General features: G+C 72.5%; 13 protein-coding genes, 1 tRNA gene and 1 pseudogene. 9 read left to right on the forward strand and 6 right to left on the reverse strand.

Going from position 1 to position 15,781, the window contains the following annotated elements; genetic code table 11:
* The first annotated feature begins 4 nt into the window (after positions 1 to 4).
* Positions 5 to 835 (forward strand): DUF5926 family protein, encoded by an 831-nt coding sequence (locus DEO23_RS02645; RefSeq protein WP_109274432.1) that lies wholly within the window; start codon positions 5 to 7, stop codon positions 833 to 835.
* Positions 832 to 2,532 carry a glycosyltransferase gene (locus DEO23_RS16550; RefSeq protein ID WP_109274433.1) on the forward strand — a complete coding sequence of 567 codons (1,701 nt, stop codon included), beginning with the start codon at positions 832 to 834 and terminating at the stop codon, positions 2,530 to 2,532. Before DEO23_RS02645 ends, DEO23_RS16550 begins: the two co-directional genes overlap by 4 nt.
* A 7-nt stretch (positions 2,533 to 2,539) precedes the next feature.
* Here DEO23_RS16550 and DEO23_RS02655 read toward each other — a convergent pair whose 3' ends face one another.
* Complete coding sequence (locus DEO23_RS02655) at positions 2,540 to 4,606, reverse strand: hypothetical protein (protein WP_109274434.1); 2,067 nt, start codon at positions 4,604 to 4,606, stop codon at positions 2,540 to 2,542.
* A 61-nt stretch (positions 4,607 to 4,667) separates the two neighbouring features.
* Here DEO23_RS02655 and DEO23_RS02660 point away from each other — a divergent pair, with 61 nt between their 5' ends.
* The 3 genes from DEO23_RS02660 (at position 4,668) to pheA (ending at position 6,835) form a co-directional block, all read left to right on the forward strand.
* The gene (locus DEO23_RS02660; RefSeq protein ID WP_109274435.1) at positions 4,668 to 5,231 is read left to right on the forward strand and encodes a GNAT family N-acetyltransferase; all 564 of its coding nucleotides are present in this window, start codon (positions 4,668 to 4,670) and stop codon (positions 5,229 to 5,231) included.
* Positions 5,232 to 5,240: 9 nt separating this feature from the next.
* The gene (locus tag DEO23_RS02665) at positions 5,241 to 5,798 is read left to right on the forward strand and encodes a GNAT family N-acetyltransferase (protein WP_109274436.1); all 558 of its coding nucleotides are present in this window, start codon (positions 5,241 to 5,243) and stop codon (positions 5,796 to 5,798) included.
* A gap of 77 nt (positions 5,799 to 5,875) precedes the next feature.
* Positions 5,876 to 6,835 (forward strand): prephenate dehydratase, encoded by a 960-nt coding sequence (pheA, locus tag DEO23_RS02670; RefSeq protein ID WP_109274437.1) that lies wholly within the window; start codon positions 5,876 to 5,878, stop codon positions 6,833 to 6,835.
* 130 nt (positions 6,836 to 6,965) lie between these two features.
* Here pheA and DEO23_RS02675 read toward each other — a convergent pair whose 3' ends face one another.
* A complete protein-coding gene (locus DEO23_RS02675) occupies positions 6,966 to 8,168 on the reverse strand; it encodes a diacylglycerol/lipid kinase family protein (RefSeq protein ID WP_109274438.1) in 1,203 nt (400 codons plus the stop codon).
* A gap of 74 nt (positions 8,169 to 8,242) precedes the next feature.
* Entirely contained in the window at positions 8,243 to 9,757 is a 1,515-nt protein-coding gene (locus tag DEO23_RS02680) for an HNH endonuclease (RefSeq protein WP_109274439.1), read from the reverse strand.
* Between the two features lie 326 nt (positions 9,758 to 10,083).
* On the opposite strand from DEO23_RS02680, the gene serS reads away from it, so the two are divergent.
* Positions 10,084 to 11,346 carry a serine--tRNA ligase gene (serS, locus tag DEO23_RS02685; RefSeq protein ID WP_109274440.1) on the forward strand — a complete coding sequence of 421 codons (1,263 nt, stop codon included), beginning with the start codon at positions 10,084 to 10,086 and terminating at the stop codon, positions 11,344 to 11,346.
* Positions 11,347 to 11,446: 100 nt separating this feature from the next.
* A complete protein-coding gene (locus DEO23_RS02690) occupies positions 11,447 to 12,325 on the forward strand; it encodes an HAD family hydrolase (RefSeq protein ID WP_109274441.1) in 879 nt (292 codons plus the stop codon).
* Between the two features lie 41 nt (positions 12,326 to 12,366).
* On the opposite strand, the gene DEO23_RS02695 is transcribed toward DEO23_RS02690, so the two are convergent.
* A complete protein-coding gene (locus DEO23_RS02695) occupies positions 12,367 to 13,359 on the reverse strand; it encodes an NAD(P)H-quinone oxidoreductase (RefSeq protein WP_109274442.1) in 993 nt (330 codons plus the stop codon).
* Between the two features lie 513 nt (positions 13,360 to 13,872).
* On the opposite strand from DEO23_RS02695, the pseudogene DEO23_RS02705 reads away from it, so the two are divergent.
* Positions 13,873 to 14,898, forward strand: a pseudogene (locus tag DEO23_RS02705) (glycoside hydrolase family 76 protein).
* Here the strand turns inward: DEO23_RS02705 and DEO23_RS02710 are convergent.
* Both DEO23_RS02710 and DEO23_RS02715 read right to left on the reverse strand, forming a co-directional pair.
* Positions 14,899 to 15,096 (reverse strand): hypothetical protein, encoded by a 198-nt coding sequence (locus tag DEO23_RS02710; RefSeq protein ID WP_133249825.1) that lies wholly within the window; start codon positions 15,094 to 15,096, stop codon positions 14,899 to 14,901.
* Between the two features lie 111 nt (positions 15,097 to 15,207).
* Complete coding sequence (locus tag DEO23_RS02715; RefSeq protein WP_109274446.1) at positions 15,208 to 15,588, reverse strand: VOC family protein; 381 nt, start codon at positions 15,586 to 15,588, stop codon at positions 15,208 to 15,210.
* 99 nt (positions 15,589 to 15,687) lie between these two features.
* Between DEO23_RS02715 and DEO23_RS02720 the strand changes: the two genes are divergently transcribed.
* A tRNA-Ser gene (locus DEO23_RS02720) sits at positions 15,688 to 15,775 on the forward strand.
* The last annotated feature ends 6 nt before the right edge of the window (positions 15,776 to 15,781 follow it).

Genomic DNA, 15,781 nt, shown 5'->3' on the forward strand with positions numbered 1-15,781 from the left:
CGCCATGAGTTCTGCCCCGAACAACGACCTGGTCCTCCGGCCCTTCGAGGGGCTGCCGAACGAACAGGACCTGGTGGCGATGCGCCAGCTGATCCCCGCGGCGACCATCACCACGGCCACCACTGCCGAGCACGGCGGACAGAGGGTCACCCTCGCCACGATCCTGCCGATGAACTGGCCGGCGATCCGCCGGTCCGACGGCTCGGTCGTGGTGGGCCTGCAGGCGAGCGTGCCCGGTGGGGACCTCTCGCGGGCCTTCGGACAGGCGATCGTGCAGGCCCTCGCCGAGGAGCCCGGGTCGCCGGTGCCCGCGGTCGAGCTCGCCGCCGATTCCCCGCGGCTGCAGGACGTGCTCGAGGTGAGCGGCGGCCTCGACATCGAGGTCCACGACTCCTTCGAGTTCTGGGTGGACCCCGACGCGGACCGCACGCCCGAGGTCGAGGCGTCCCTGCGCGAGTCCAACGACAAGATCATGCCGACGGCCCCCGTCGAGGGTCTCGAGCACGCCTACTGGGTCGACGCCGGCCCCAAGGAGCACCTGCGCTGGGTCCTCGACGCCGATGAGGACCGGGTGATCGACGCCGTCGCCCGCCTGCACGCGCGCCGCGAGTCCGGCATCGCCGAGGGCACCAAGTACGTCGGCTCCTTCCGGGCCGAGGGGATGACGATCCCCGTCTGGGACCTGCCCTCGGGCTTCGGCGCCGAGGGCGTCGAGGAGCACGCGGAGGCCTTCCGGACCCGCTTCCTCGAGGCCCTGGAGACCACCGAGCCGCTGAGCGTGCTGGAGCGGCGCGCCCGCGGCGGCATCGTCGCCCGGCAGGTGACGCTGCGATGAGCACGGAGGGTCCGCTCACCGCGGATCGCCCGTCGTCGGTCGCGGTCGTGATCCCGGCGAAAGACGAGGCCGACCGCATCGAGGCGACCGTGCGGGCTGCGCGGAGCATCGACCGCGTCGACGTCGTGGTGGTCGTGGACGACGGGTCCACGGACGCGACCTCGGCCGTCGCGACCGGCGCCGGTGCCCTCGTGGTGCGCCACCGCACCAATCGCGGGAAGGCCGCCGCGATGGCCACCGGCGCGCGCGTGGTCGCCATGCGCGAGGACGCCGAGGCGGCCGACGGCGGCGAGGACTTCCGCGAGGAGCTGCATGCCGAGCCGCGCGTGCCCGGCCACACCGGGCCGCTGCCCGTGATCTCCCCGAGCGCGCTCACCACCCGGGCCCTGCTGTTCCTGGACGGCGACATGGAGGACAGCGCCCGTAACGCGGCGCCGCTCGTGGATGCGGTGATGGACGACGGGGTCGACATGGCGATCGCCCTGCTGCCCCCGCAGGACGGCGCCGCGGGCTTCGGTGTCGTCGTGCGCACCGCGCGCAGCGGGATCCGCCGCGCCACCGGCTGGGAGCCCCGGCAGCCGCTCTCGGGCACACGGTGCATCACGCGCGAGGCCTGGGAGGCCTGCCAGCCCCTCGCCGGCGGCTGGGGCGTGGAGACGTCCTTGACGATCGACGCGCTGACCGGCGGCTTCTGGGTCAAGGAGGTGCCCTGCGAGCTGCGGCACCGGGCCACCGGCAAGGACTTCTCGGGGCAGCTCCACCGCGCCGCGCAGCTGCGCGACGTGACCCGGGCGCTGCTGCGCCGCCGCACGGTGCGCCCGCCCGAGGTCGACGAGGACGAGGATCCGGCGGGGCGCGACGAGTCCGTGCCCGACGTGTCCGTGGCGCCCGTCGAGAACGAGGCCGTCGAGGCCGTCGGGCACGAGCCCGTCGTGCCGGTAGAGCCCGTCGCGCAGGGCGTGCCGGTCGGGTCCGATCGTCACCAGCCCGTCGGCGACGGCGCCGAGCTCGACGCCGAACCGGAGGCCGAGGCCGAAGCGGCGGCAGCTGCTGAGTCGGAGACCCGTGCCGAGCAGGCAGAGCTCTCCGAGGAGCCGGACACCGTGCGGATCATGGGCGACGAGGCGGACCCCGCCGTCGCGGAGGGCCCCAGGCCCTCGGGACGACCGCGCCCGGACGGAGCCAGGGCCACGTTCCACGACGACGCGGATGCCTGGGGGACGATCACGCCGGAGCCGGAGCCGGAGCCGGAGCCGGAGCCGGAGCCGGAGCCGGGGCCGGAGCCGGAGCCGGCCGAGAGCTCCACCTCCGACACTCGCTGGGAGGATCTCCCGGTCACCGGGGATCTCGACCACGATCTGGCCCGCGACATCGACGGCGCCGACCTCGCCGCCCTGAACGGGGACCTGCGCGCCCTGCCGGTCGAGGGGGCTTTCGAGCCCGAGGACGTCGTCCTGCTCGCCGGGGCCGATCTGCACGAACTGGGCCGACGTATGCACGAGGCGCCCGTGGACGGGGCCTTCGCCCCCGAGCACGCGGTGATCATGGCCGCGCACCTCGCCCGGGAGGTGCCGCAGGTCCCGGAGCGGATCGCGCTGCCGATGGACCCGGGGGAGTACACCTCGTTCATCGTCCAGGCCGCGGTCGAGGCGGCCGACGCCGACGCGCGACGCGACGGCGGGGCCGGCGTCGTCTGAGACGTCGTCAGCCGCGCGCTGATCCCCGGGCGGCCGACGGCGATGGCTCCTCCGGTGCGGCCGGATCCGGCAGCATCGCCGTGATCAGCGCGAACGAGACCACCAGGGCGGCGAGCAGCAGCATCGCGCCGGTGTCGTTGGTGGCGTAGCCGATCCACGCGCCGATCCCGAGGGCGACCCGCACGGGACGTGCGACCGGGTGCTGCTCGTCGAAGGCAGCCAGGCGGTGCATCCCGGTGCGCTGCGGGATCAGCGAGCACACCCAGAGGACCATCGCGAGGACGAGCACGAACGCGAGCGGCCAGAACGTCGTCACCTGGTCGATGTTCTGCTGCAGCTTGCCGCCGACCACCGAGATCAGCTCCCCGGAGAGCACCTGGTCCACGAACCGACCCAGGTGCGAGCGCTGCTCGGGCGGGCGGGTCCAGTCGAGCAGCGAGACCCCGCCGACGATCACCACGGCGGCGACGGCGATGGTCAGCAGGTGCCAGGCGCGCACGCGGATCCCGCTCAGCATCAGGGCGAGCACCCCGATCGAGGGGACCAGCACGAACACGCTGCCGAAGTCCGCGCCCATCGTCGGCGCGGCGCTCACTGCCATCACCATCACACCGATGCCGATCACGGCCGGCACCCGGTGGCGGGGCCGGCGCAGGCGCGCGCACAGGGCGAGGAGAGCGATCATCGTGCCGGCCAGGACCATGCCCGACAGGTGGTTGGAGAGTCCGTAGAAGCGTCCGCCGCGGATGGCCTGGGCGCCGAGTGGCGCACCCAGCTGCAGGTGGGAACCGGTCGCCACCTCCAGCAGCAGCACCAGGGCGAGCAGGGCGCCGGCCACCCCGGGCGGCCCGTAGCGCCGTCGCCGCCAGGGCCCCAGCAGCGTGATCGCGCTGAGCACCAGGGCGATGCCCCACACCACCGCGGTCAGGGCGAGGGCGGGATGATCGGCGCGCCACCAGGGGACCGCCCCTGCCAGGATCCCGGCAGCGGGACCCAGCGGCAGGCATGCCAGAGCCGCGCGCGAGAAGGTGGCCGGGGTGCGGCGTCGGGCGAGGGAGGGCAGGAGCAGGACGAGCATGCCGAGCACGGGCAGCACGAGCCAGGAGCCGAGCGCCCAGAAACTCGCGCCGTCGACCTGGGCGTTCGCGGCCGAGCGGTCCGTCGCGAGCTGCACCCCCGAGGTGCCCTTCGCGACCTCGGCGCCCGAGGACGAGTCGGAAGAGGTGGTGGCGTCGGTGGAGGTGCCCTCGAGGACCTGCCCCGGCAGCCCCGAGGGGACGTCCTCGCCGTGGCTCGCGAGAACCGTCGGGACGATGTCGGTCAGCAGCACGACGCCCTCTTGGTGGGTGGACCCACTGGTCAGGGAGCCGCTGGCGAATCCGGAATCCATCACGACCTGCAACCGGCCGGGCCCCGGCGCCTCCGCGCGACCCTCCTCGACGGCCGGGGAGTCGGCGGGGTCGTAGGGCGCGACCGAGACCAGGAGCACCCGGCTCATCCTCGGGGAGTCGCAGCCGCCCTCGTCCGCGACCAGGTCACCGACCCGCTGATCGAGCTCGGCGAGCGCCTCCCCGCGCGCCGAGGAGGGGTCCACCGGATCCTCGTCGGCCCCGCGAGGTGGCAGCGCCCCGAGGTCCGCGACCTCCACACGGTCGGTGGATCCGGAGGGCCCGCCCGCTGTCGAGAGCAGATCCTTCGCCGGCTGCGGGGAGCGTGAGGCCGCGTGCGACTGGCTCGCGAGCCCGAGATAGCCGCTGTGCAGGGTCTCCATGCCCTGGCGCTTCGTGGGGGTCAGCGGGGTCATCGAGGAGATGCTCATCGCGGCGGTGCCGGACCGTTCGGCGAGGCATTGCAGGTGCGGCGTCTGCTCGCTGATGTCCTCCCAGGTCAGGCCCGCGATCGCGATCACCAGGCCGACCGGCTCCTTCGAGGGCCCCCGAGCGGGCTCGTCGGCGCGCGCGCCGGCAGGAGCCACCATCAGCGCGAGCAGGGTGACCACGAACGCGAGCACGAGGAGCCGTGACCTCACGGCGCGCACGGCGGACGTTCGAGGGGACGTCGGTGCGGGGATCACCCGTCAATCCTAGGAGAGGGGAGGTGAGCCCCCGGTGTGTCCGGGCCGGTACGGTCGGTCCGTGCACCTCGTCCCCCTCGAATCCCGTCACGCCGAGGCGATCCTCGCGGGACAGGACGACGCGCTCGCCCGGGAGGTCTTCGGTCGGCGCTGGGAGCGCGGTGCCCTGATCGCCTTCCTGCACCGGGTCGAGAACTGGACCGCCGACGGGCCCTTGCGGGAGTTCGCCGCGGAGGATGCCGCCGGAGGGGGTTCGACGGGTGGGCTCGTCGGCGGGGGAGGGCTCCACCTCGTCGGCCACGGCCTCGAGCGGGGGCAGGCGGAGCTCACCTACTGGGTCCTGCCACCGCATCGGGGGCGCGGGCTCGGCACGGAGATCGCGCGCTCGCTGGTGGCACATGCCGCGAGGGAGCCCCGCATCGCCGAGGCCGTCCTGCGGATCGCGCCGGAGAACCACGCCTCCCAGGCGGTGGCTCGCGCACTCGGTGCAAGGTGCACGGAGCCCCCCGAACGCCACCCGGCCGACGTCGCTCGCACCGTCGAGCGCTGGGTGCTGAGCACACCGCTCCCACCAGGCGGGGTGGTGCCGAGCGGGACAGCCTCCGGCCACCGGGCCGCCCACTAGTGTGAGGCGATGATCCGGCTGACAGCCCCTGACCCTGCTCGCTTCGAGGCCTGGCGCGACTGCCTGCTCGACTTCGCGGGCGGCCCCGTCGACGGCTCCGGATACATCGCAGGGCAGGTCCCGGAGCCCACCCGGGACGAGTTCGTGCGGTACCTCTCCGCGAGGTCCGGCGAGGAGGACCCCTCGGTGCCGCTCCCACCCGGGCGCGTGCGCTGCTCGAACCGGTGGATCATCGAGGACTCCTGGGAGGACGGCGGCCCGGTGCTCGGGTTCCTCTCCATCCGACACGTGCTCAACGACTTCCTGCTCCGTCTGGGTGGCCATATCGGCTACTCCGTGCGACCCTCACAGCGCCGCAAGGGCATCGCCTCCGGCGCGCTGACGGCCGGACTGCAGGAGGCCCGCGAGCGGGGGATCGATCCGGTGCTCGTCACCTGCGAGGAGGGCAATCTGGCCTCTCGCCTCACGATCGAGCATCGCGGCGGACAGTACGAGAACTCGATCGAGGACCATCGCCGGTACTGGTTCGGTGCGCCTCCGTGGCCGAGCGACGTGGGCATGGGCTGAGCCGCTCCGGCGGTGGACCGACCGGTTCCCCCTGGACCGACCGGCTCCGCACCGCGGCCTGCGGATACCCTGCCTCCATGCGCTTCGGATACCTCGGCCCCGAGACGACCTTCACCCATCAGGCGCTCCTGCAGGCCCTCGAGCAGGCGCCCGAGGAGCTCAGCGAGAACGCCGAGCTGGTGCCCTTCACCTCGGTCGCGACGGCGACCAATGCCCTGGTGGAGGGGGAGATCGATGCGATCACCGCCCCGATCGAGAACTCCGTGGAGGGCGGCGTCTCCGGCACGCTCGACGTGCTCGCCTCCCACGACCGGATCACGATCGTCGCCGAGCAGATCGTGCCGATCACCTTCGTCCTGGCGGCCAAGAAGCCCATGGACCTGGCCGACGTGCGCGAGGTCGCCTCCCACACGCACGCGCAGGCGCAGGTCCAGGGATGGATCCGCGAGCACCTGCCCGACGTCGCCATCGAGCCGGCGTCCTCGACGGCCGGCGCCGCCAGCACGCTCGCCGAGGCCACCGAGGAGGAGGCCGCGGGACGCGCCGCGATCTGCTCCCCGCTCGCCGCCGAGCACTTCGGTCTCGAGGTGCTGGCGAGCGGCATCGAGGACACCGTGGGCGCCCAGACGCGCTTCGTGATCGTCACCCGCAATCATCGGATCCCCGCGCGCACGGGCGCCGACAAGACCACGCTCGTCGTCCATCTGCCGCACAACCGCTCGGGCGCGCTGCTGGAGATGCTCGAGCAGTTCAGCGCCAACGGGGTGAACCTCTCGCGGATCGAATCGCGCCCCATCGGCGACACCCTGGGCCGGTACTCGTTCTCGATCGACGCGGAGGGGCACCTGGAGGATCGCCGGGTCGCGAGCGCTCTGCGGGGTCTGCATCGCATGTGCCCCAAGGTCATCTACCTGGGGTCCTATCCGCGCGCGGACCGCCTGCGCATAACGGTCGACGCCGCCACGGCCGACTCCTCCTACGACGACGCCAGCAGGTGGGTCGCCGACCTGGGACGGTTGATCAGCTCGCAGGAGTGAGCGCGGCGTTCCGGCTCAGATGTGAACCCGCGGGCGCCGGCCCGCGAGTGCCGCCCCGCAGGCGTCGACCCACAGGCGCCGCCCCGCAGGCATCGACCCGCGGGCGCCGACCCGGGGGACGGCCTGACCCTCAGGACTTCTCCGCGGCGCCCTGCTGGGTCTGGGTCTCGACGGGGTCGGAGCCGGAGACGTGCGGGCCGATCCGTGCTGCCTCGTCGTCGCTGGCGCGGTCCTCGGGACGGGCGGGCGTGCGCATCATCAGGGCGCCGGGGTCGACCTCGGCGAGCAGGTGGGTGGCCCGGCCCTCGGTGTCGCCGTCGAGCTGCACCGGCTGGGGCTTCGAGGTCACCAGTCGCACGCTGGTCGTGAGCGCCTGCTCCATCGTGGACAGCTGCGGCCGCGGGTTCACCGCCGGACGCACGAGCCGGGCGATGATCTGGCTGAGTCCGGCGGCGCCGCGCCAGGAGAGCACGAGCACGTCGAGCCGGTGGTTGTCGGAGACGGCGTCGGGCATGAGCGTGATCCCGCCGGGGAGGCGGCCCACGTTCCCGATCAGCACCGTGCGCGCCTCCATGTCGGCCTGGCGACCGGAGGGGAGGGAGACGCTCACCTCGAAGGCGCGCCCGGTGATCTTGTTCAGCCCCGCCACCACGTAGGCGGGCCAGCCGATCCGGCGCTTCATCTTCGCGTCGGTCGCGCCGATCACCTCGGCGTCGGCGCCCACGCCGGCGATCACGAGGAAGGCGCGCTTCTCGGCGTTCTCCAGCGCGTCCTCGCCGTCGCCGATGCGCATCCAGCCCATGTCGACGAGGCTGTCACGGCCGAGCAGGGCGACCCGCAGGGCCTTCTCGAGGTCGTCGAGCGGAAGGTCGAGATTCCGCGCGAGCAGGTTGCCGGTGCCCACGGGCAGGATCGCCATCCGGACACCGGTGTGGGCGAGCGCCGCGGCGACCTCCCGCACCGTCCCGTCACCGCCCGCCGCGATCACCAGGTCCGCGCCGTCCTCGAGGGCCTGTACCGCCTGCCCGTACCCGGGGTCCTCGCGCGTGGTGTCCAGGAAGTGGACCTCGATGCCCGCCAGACGGTCGGCCAGAGTGCGTACCCGCTCGCGGAAGAGTTCCGGATCATCGTGCTTGCTCGGGTTCATCACGACGGCGAGATGGGAGAACAGGGGGCCTTCGTCGACCTCTCCGAGCCCCGTGCTCCGGCGTCGCGTGAGCTCGTCGACCGCTCGGCGCTGGGCCTTCACGTTCACGATCGCCACCACGAGCAGGACGACGACGATCAGGATGAGGGCGATCGCGATGATCGCGAGCACAGCGGTCAGATCCATGGTCAGAGACTACTGGGCACTCCTCGGGACCCGGGCACGCAGGAGCGGCTGGTGAGGGATGTGACCCACCCGGGTCAGCCGCCGTCGGCGCCGTCGACGCCGCTCGTCCCGTCGGAATCCTTCCGGTCGCCGATGTCGGATCGGGCCCGAGGTCTGCGCAGCGGCGGGGCGGTGCTGGTGTACGTGCGCCCGCTGGGTGTCGTCAGGGCGAGCGACCTGTCCGCAGCCGGCGCACGGCCGGATCTCGTCACCCTGGCCGTCCAGCCCGGGACCTCCATCAGGTAGTTGCAGGCCTCGCAGCGTCCGGTGCCGTTGTCCGTGGTCGTGGCGCCGCCGTCGGCATGCCTCTCGACGTGGTCGAGGTGGCGGATCCTCGCCCCGCACCACGGGGTGCGACAGCGCTGGTCGGCGAGGCGGATGAAGCGGCGGTCCTGGCCGGTGAAGCGACGGCGCCGGGCATCGGCATCCGTCAGCTGCCCGATGACCGGATCGGTGTACAGACGGCGGACGAAGCGTCGGCCGGGGCCGTCACTGTCGGCGCGGCCATCGCCGGACTCCTGGGCATCACCGCCCAGGGCGAGCCTTCGCGCGATCTCGGCGGGCACCGGAGTCCCCTCGATCCAGGCCGCCTCGCGCCCGTCGCCGAGCAGGGCCTCGTCGGTCATCAGCAGCTGGATCTCGACGTCCACCTCGTCGGCCGCGTTGAGTCCGGTGACCCGGGAGAAGAGCGCCTCGGTCATGTGCCGACCGCGGCCGCCTGCCTCACCTCTCGCACGCGCGGAGCTCGCCGCGTCGTCGAGCGCCTTGTACACCGCGATCCCCTCGACCATCGGCATCAGCGCACTGAGGTGCACCATCGCATCGGATGCGGGGCGGATCGTGACGCGGCTGTCCGCTGCCTCGTGCTCGTGGCGCGCGAGGGCGGCACGCTGGTCGATCTCGTCGGCGCGGGCCCTGGCCAGGGCTCCTGCGCGCGGGGGCGAGAGGGTGGGCAGCTGTTCGGCGATGTCACGGTCGACCTGCGCTCGGTCCTCGTCATCGAGGCAGAGCGCCGCCTTGGCCACCTCGTCGGCCGTCCAGGAGCTGATCTCGCCGCGAGCCAGCAGGTCGAGGGTCGAGGGCATCGAGTCCACCACGACCCGTTCGAGGGCGAGCTTGTTCGCCGTGCGGGCGGGGGAGGAACGGCGGGCCAGGGCGATCTCCTGGGGCACGCCCTTTCCGAGGTCCTGACGCGGAATGCCGGCCGCCCGCTGCTGGGCGATCCTGGCCTCACGGAAAGCGACCGACGCCCGCATCTGGGTGGCGCCGGTGAGCGCGAGGATCCGTTCGCTCGTCTCGATCGTCCCGAGCAGCGCGTCGAGATCGGCGGGCTGCTGCGACGCGGGATCCGCGAGGGAGGTGTACGCCTCCTCGATCAGAGCGTGCGCCCGCGCGAGCTTCTGCTGCGGATCCTCTGCGACCTCCGGAGCGGCCGGCAGCGCGAACGACGGGGCCGACATGTGGTCGAGCGCGGCGAACTCCGCTTCCTGCCCGGACGCCGCCGCCCGGTGTGCTGTCGTGTGATCACGATGCGCCGCCTGTGCGCTCATCCCGGTCACCTCCGCCCGTCCAGATCCGGTCTTCACCTGCGTTTCTCTTCGTCGCCACCCACGTTAGGGCGCCGCGGCGAGCGGTGGGACGACTGCCCGCCGGATGTGGAGAACCCGGCTGGGGGAGGACCCGCGCGGATACGGACACTGACGAGACCCCGGAACTCGAACCTGAACCCGGACGCGAACCCGAACACGAACCCGAACCCGGACACACCTGGCATCCCCCTTTCCCAGCCCGATCACCGCCTCCGATCACGCCGTCCTCCCCACCCCGTCGTCCCCACCCCGTCAGATCACCCCGCCGCCCCCGGTACGCTGGAGGCATGATCGATCTGCGGCTCCTGCGCGAGAATCCCGACCTGGTCCGTGACGCCCAGAAGGCCCGTCGGCGCGACCCCTCCACCGTGGATGCCGTGCTCGAGGCCGATGCGCGCTGGCGCGAGGCGACCACCTCCTTCGAGAACGCGCGCGCCGAGCAGAAGTCCTTCGGCAAGCAGGTCGCGCAGGCCCAGGGCGAGGAGAAGCAGCAGCTGCTCGCGCAGGTCAAGGATCTCGCTGCACGCGTGAAGACGCTGCAGTCCGAGGCCGACGAGGCCTCCGCCGCCCGCGACCGCGCCCTGCGCGTCATCCCCAACGTCGCCGAGGGTGCCCCCGAGGGTCTCGAGGAGGACTTCGTCGTCCGCGAGACCGTCGGCGAGAACCCGACCTTCGACTTCGAGGTCAAGGACCACCTGGAGATCGCCGAGGGGCTGCGCGCACTCGACATGGCACGCGGCGCGAAGGTCTCCGGGGCCCGCTTCTACTTCCTGCGCGGCATCGGCGCCCAGCTCGAGCTCGCGATCCTCAACTCGGCGATCGACCAGGCCACGAAGGCCGGGTTCACGCCGATGATCACGCCCAGCCTGGTGCTCCCGGAGGCGATGGAGGGCACGGGCTTCCTCGGCGAGCACGCCGACGAGGTCTACCACCTCGACAAGGACGACGACCTCTACCTGGTGGGAACGAGCGAGGTCGCGCTGGCGGGCTACCACCGCGACGAGGTCCTGGACCTCTCGGACGGCCCGCTGCGCTACGCCGGTTGGTCGACCTGCTACCGCCGCGAGGCGGGGAGCTACGGGAAAGACACCCGCGGGATCATCCGCGTCCACCAGTTCCAGAAGGTCGAGATGTTCTCGTTCTGCCGGATCGAGGACTCCTACGAGGAGCACGAGCGCCTGCTGGACTGGGAGCGGGAGATGATGGCGCGGATCGACGTGCCCTACCGCATCATCGACACCGCCGCCGGCGACCTCGGCACGAGCGCGGCCCGCAAGTTCGACTGCGAGGCGTGGATGCCCAGCCAGGACACCTACCGCGAGCTCACCTCGACCTCGAACACGACCCAGTTCCAGGCCCGTCGGCTGAACATCCGTGAGCGCGCCGAGGACGGACTGCGCCACGTCGCGACTCTCAACGGCACGCTCGGGACCACGCGTTTCATCGCCGCGATCCTGGAGAACCACCAGCAGGCCGACGGGTCCGTGATCGTGCCCGAGGGGCTGCGGCCCTACCTCGGCGGCCGCGAGGTCTTCGAGGTGCAGGCCTGAGATGGGTCGAGGACGTTCCCGCACGCCCGGGGTGTGGCGTCGACTGCGCCGACGCCTGCCCTTCCCCCGTACGCCGAGGAGAGATGACAACCTCGTGGGCATGACCGACATCGATTCCGCGCCCGAGAGCAGCGCCGCGACCGAGCACACGCGCCGGAAGCTGCACCGGGCCCTCGAATCGCTGCGCGAGGGGACCCTGCTGTTCGGGCTCGATGTCGACGGGACCCTCGTGGACCACGACGGCGTCATGTCCGAGGGGGTGCACGACGCCCTGATCACGGCCGCGTCCGCCCACCGCGTGGTGATCGCGACGGGGCGTTCTCTCGGCGCCACGCTGCCGATCGCGCGGATGGCCGGGATCGAGCGCGGTTTCGCCGTGTGCTCGAACGGCGCGGTGACCGTGGAGCTCGACCCCGAGGCGGAGGACGGCTGGCGCGTGCTGGAGACTCGTGCCTTCCAGCCCGAGGAGGCCCTGAGCACGCTGCGCGAGGTCGCTCCTGAGGCCCACTACGCGGTCGAGACCGTCGACGGCGCCTTCTACGCCACGCCCGGATTCCAGGACGCGAGCTTCGGCGTCGAGGCCCGGGCCACCGAGCTCGACGACCTGCTCACCCTCGAGGCCGTGCGCGTGGTCGTGCACGTCCCAGACCTCACGCCACAGGAGTTCGCGCAGCTCATCGAGCAGTCCGGGGTGCACGGGGTGCAGTACGCGATCGGCTGGACGGCCTGGCTCGACATGGCCGCGCCCGGCGTCTCGAAGGCGACCGCGCTGGAGTCCGTGCGAGCCCGCCTGAACATCGAGCAGGGCCGCACGGTCTCGGTGGGCGACGGCTTCAACGACGTCGAGATGCTGCGCTGGGCCGGCGTGGGCATCGCCATGGGGCAGGCGGTCGACGGGGTCAAGGAGAACGCCGACCTGGTGACGCTGGACGTCTGGCACGACGGCGCCGCCGAGGTGCTGCGCAGCGTCGTCGACTGACGGGCCCGCGGGCCTCGCTCACCGCGCACGCCCCGCGGCGCTCAGGCCCTGACGTCGAGGATGACCTTGCCCAGGTGACCGCCCTGCTGCAGGACCTGGTGCGCCTCGCCCGCGCGCTCCATCGGGACGTGCGCCTGCACCGGCACCCGCACGCTGCCGTCCTCCAGCATCGGCCAGACCAGCTCACGGGTGAGCTGCAGGATCAGGTGCTTCTCGGCCGACGAGCGCGAGCGCAGCGTCGTGCCGATGACCCGCGATCGCCGCGCCATCAGCGCGCCCAAGTCGAGCTCCCCTCGGGGCCCGCCGATGGTGCCGATGACGACCAGCCGCCCGTGCTCGCGCAGCATGGACACGTTGTCCATCAGCGTCGGCCCGCCCACGACGTCCAGGATCACGTCGGCACCGCCGGCCTCGCGGACGGCGGCGGGCACATCGGCGGTCCGACGGTTCCAGGCGAGGTCCGCGCCGAGCTCACGGGCCGTGGCAACGGCCTTGTCGGAGCCGACGGTGGTCCAGACCTGCAGGCCCAGGGCGCGGGCGAACTGCAGGGCGAAGGAACCGATCCCGCCGGTGCCGCCGTGGACCAGGAGCGTCTGCGGCTCGGGGGCGGGCTCGCCCTGGAGACGCGGCCACGGAGAGCTGGAGCCGCCGCCGGGCTGGAGGTCGGCTTCGACCACGAGGTTGGAGACGACGGTGGCCGCGACCTCGATCAGGCCGGCGGCATCGCGCAGGTCCAGGTCCGAGGGGGCGGGCAGCAGCTGCTCCTCGGGCACGGCCACCACCTCGGCGTAGCCGCCACCGGCGAGCAGGGCGACCACCGCTTCGCCGGTGTCGCGACGATGGCCCGAGACCTCGAGGCCGAGCAGCTCGGAGGCGCCTGGGGGCGGCGGGTAGTGCCCGGCGGCCTGGGCGAGGTCAGCGCGGTTCACGCCGGCCGCGATCACGTCCACCAGCACCTCGCCCTCGGCGGGGACGGGCTCGGGGAGGTCGGAGAGCTCGAGCTGGTGATCGTCGGTGACGGTGATGGCGCGCATGGACGCCACGGTACGCGGCCGCGCTGAGGACGGGACGCGGCCGGAATCGGAGGAATCACCAGGTATCGGAACGGTTCGACGGTTCGGGGGACCTTCGTGCTCGCCCGGTCTAGCGTGAGCGGCGATCCCGCGGGGTCCCCCGTCGGACGCACTCGAGGAGGAGTGATCGTGGACGAGCCGATGCACGACCGGGTCCGAGCAGATCGTGGCCCCGCAGACCGAAGCCGCCAAGACCGGACCCGCACCGACCGGGCCCGTCCCGACCGGATCCGCCCCGCTGACCCGCGCCCCGGACGACGCGCCCTGCTGGGAGCGGCTGCCTGCTCCGCGGTGGCGCTGCCCGCAGCCGCTGCCGCTGCTGCCCCGGCCGCGTCGGCCGCGTCGGCCGCTCCTGCCGCTCCCACCGGGTCGGGCCGAGCCGGAGCGCAGGTCAGCGGTGCTGAGCGGCGGCAGCGCGCCCGGCGAGCGGTCGAGGCGCTGCGCCTGAACTTCTCGCAGGACGCTCCGAGCGAGATGCTCTCCGAGCTGTACCCACGGCGCGACGGAGACCCCGACTACTCCTACTGCTGGCCGCTCTCGCAGGCGCGCGCGGCCGCGTGCGAACTGTCCTATGCGCTGCCGACCCCGCCACGGGCCGTGAACGCGTTCGTCGCCTCCCTCGAGCGTGCCCAGGAGGCCTACTGGTACCCGGCGGGAGGGGAGACCGACCTGCCGGGATACACCGCAGCCTGCGACGCCGAGCAGGGGCCCCACGGCGACATGTATTACGACGACAACGCCTGGGTGGGCCTGCAGGAGGTCGAGGAGCACCTGATGACGAACGGTCGTCGCGGTGACCTCGGCCGTGCCCGCGCCGTGCTCGAGCTGCTGCGCTCGGGGGAGGACACGGATCCCGACGCCCCCAGCCCCGGCGGCATCTTCTGGACGCAGGCGGGTGAGGAGAGCGGGCGCAACACCGTCTCCACGGTCCCCTCCGCCAAGCTGGCCCTGCGTCTGCACGTGCTCACGGGGGAGGACACGATGCTGCGCGATGCCCAGCGCTGGATGACCTGAACCCGCAACACACTGCTCTCGGCCGACGGCCTGTTCTGGGACAACATCGGGCCCGATGGCGCCATCGACCGCACGACCTGGAGCTACAACCAGGGCGTCCCGCTGGGGGCGGAGGTCCTGCTGTACGAGATCACCGGCCGGCAGGAGCACCGTGACCGCGCGATCGACCTGGCCGACGCCGTGGCCAGCCACTTCGGCCCCTACGAGGACGGTGGCGGGCTCGATCAGGAGCCGCTGCAGTTCGCTGCGATCCTGACGTCGAACCTGGTGATGGCCGAAGCCTTCATCGGTGATCGCATCCCCGGCCGCTCGATCGCGCGGGCCTACGCGGACCGGCTGTGGGGACGGCGAGATCCCGGCACCGATCTGTACGACGGCGAGAAGCGCGAGGGCGGGGATCGCCTGCACCTTCTGGACCAGGCGGGGTACGCGCGAGCGCTCGCCGTGGCGGCGCTGTCCGCGAAGAGCGCGCGGAAGCTGTGCTGATCAGCGCAGGTCCCTCTGCCCGCCGCGCTCGATGTAGGAGCGAGCGGACTGCTCGGCCTTGTCGATCTTGCGGCGGTGCTTCGGCGCGTACCGGCGGGCGGTGCCCGCCATGACGTCGGTCGCCCGCCCGGCCGCCTGACGTCCTCGGTCGGTCCGCAGAGCTGCTCGCGCGGTGTGGGTCAGTCGATTCAGTCGCATGAGCATCACACGACCAGCCGCAGCTGGACTGCGCCTGCGTGTGCGCCGGACGCTTCCCGAACCGGCGCCACCAGACCCCGCGAGCCGCTCTCGCATCATGGGTCCTTCGGGTCAGTCCCTCGGCGGATGCTCCGCGATGCAGAACAGGTTGCCCTCCGGATCCGCCAGCGTCGTCCACTGCACGTGCGGGTGCTCGTCCAGGACGTGCCATTTGACGGTGGCGCCGAGCGCCTCGGCACGTTCGACCTCCGACTCCCGGCTGCCCCAGGGGACGGTCAGATCGAGGTGGGCGAGCTGTCGCGCGGGGCGCTCACCCTCCAGGGGCTGGAAGAAGAGGCCGAAGCCCTGGGGCCCGGCGGGGGCGACGTAGACGCAGTCGCCGCCGGGATGGGTGTCGCCACCGGTGATCTGCGACCAGAACCGTGCGAGGTCGTAGGGATGCTGCGCCTCGGCGTTGTAGGCGCCGAGGGTGAGGGTCGTCGACGTGTTCATGTCCTGGAGCGTATCGACGACGACGGACGGATCCTGTCCTCGAACGGGAGAGCCTGTTGCATCCGATAGAGTCGTCCGGCAGCCGTGTGACGGCTGCCCGGAGGGATGACAGAGCGGCCGAATGTGGTGGTCTTGAAAACCACTGTGCAGTGATCCTGTACCGCGGGTTCGAATCCCGCTCCCTCCGCCGTTC

It is taken from the genome of Brachybacterium endophyticum (genome assembly GCF_003130585.1).
Lineage (GTDB): Bacteria > Actinomycetota > Actinomycetes > Actinomycetales > Dermabacteraceae > Brachybacterium > Brachybacterium endophyticum.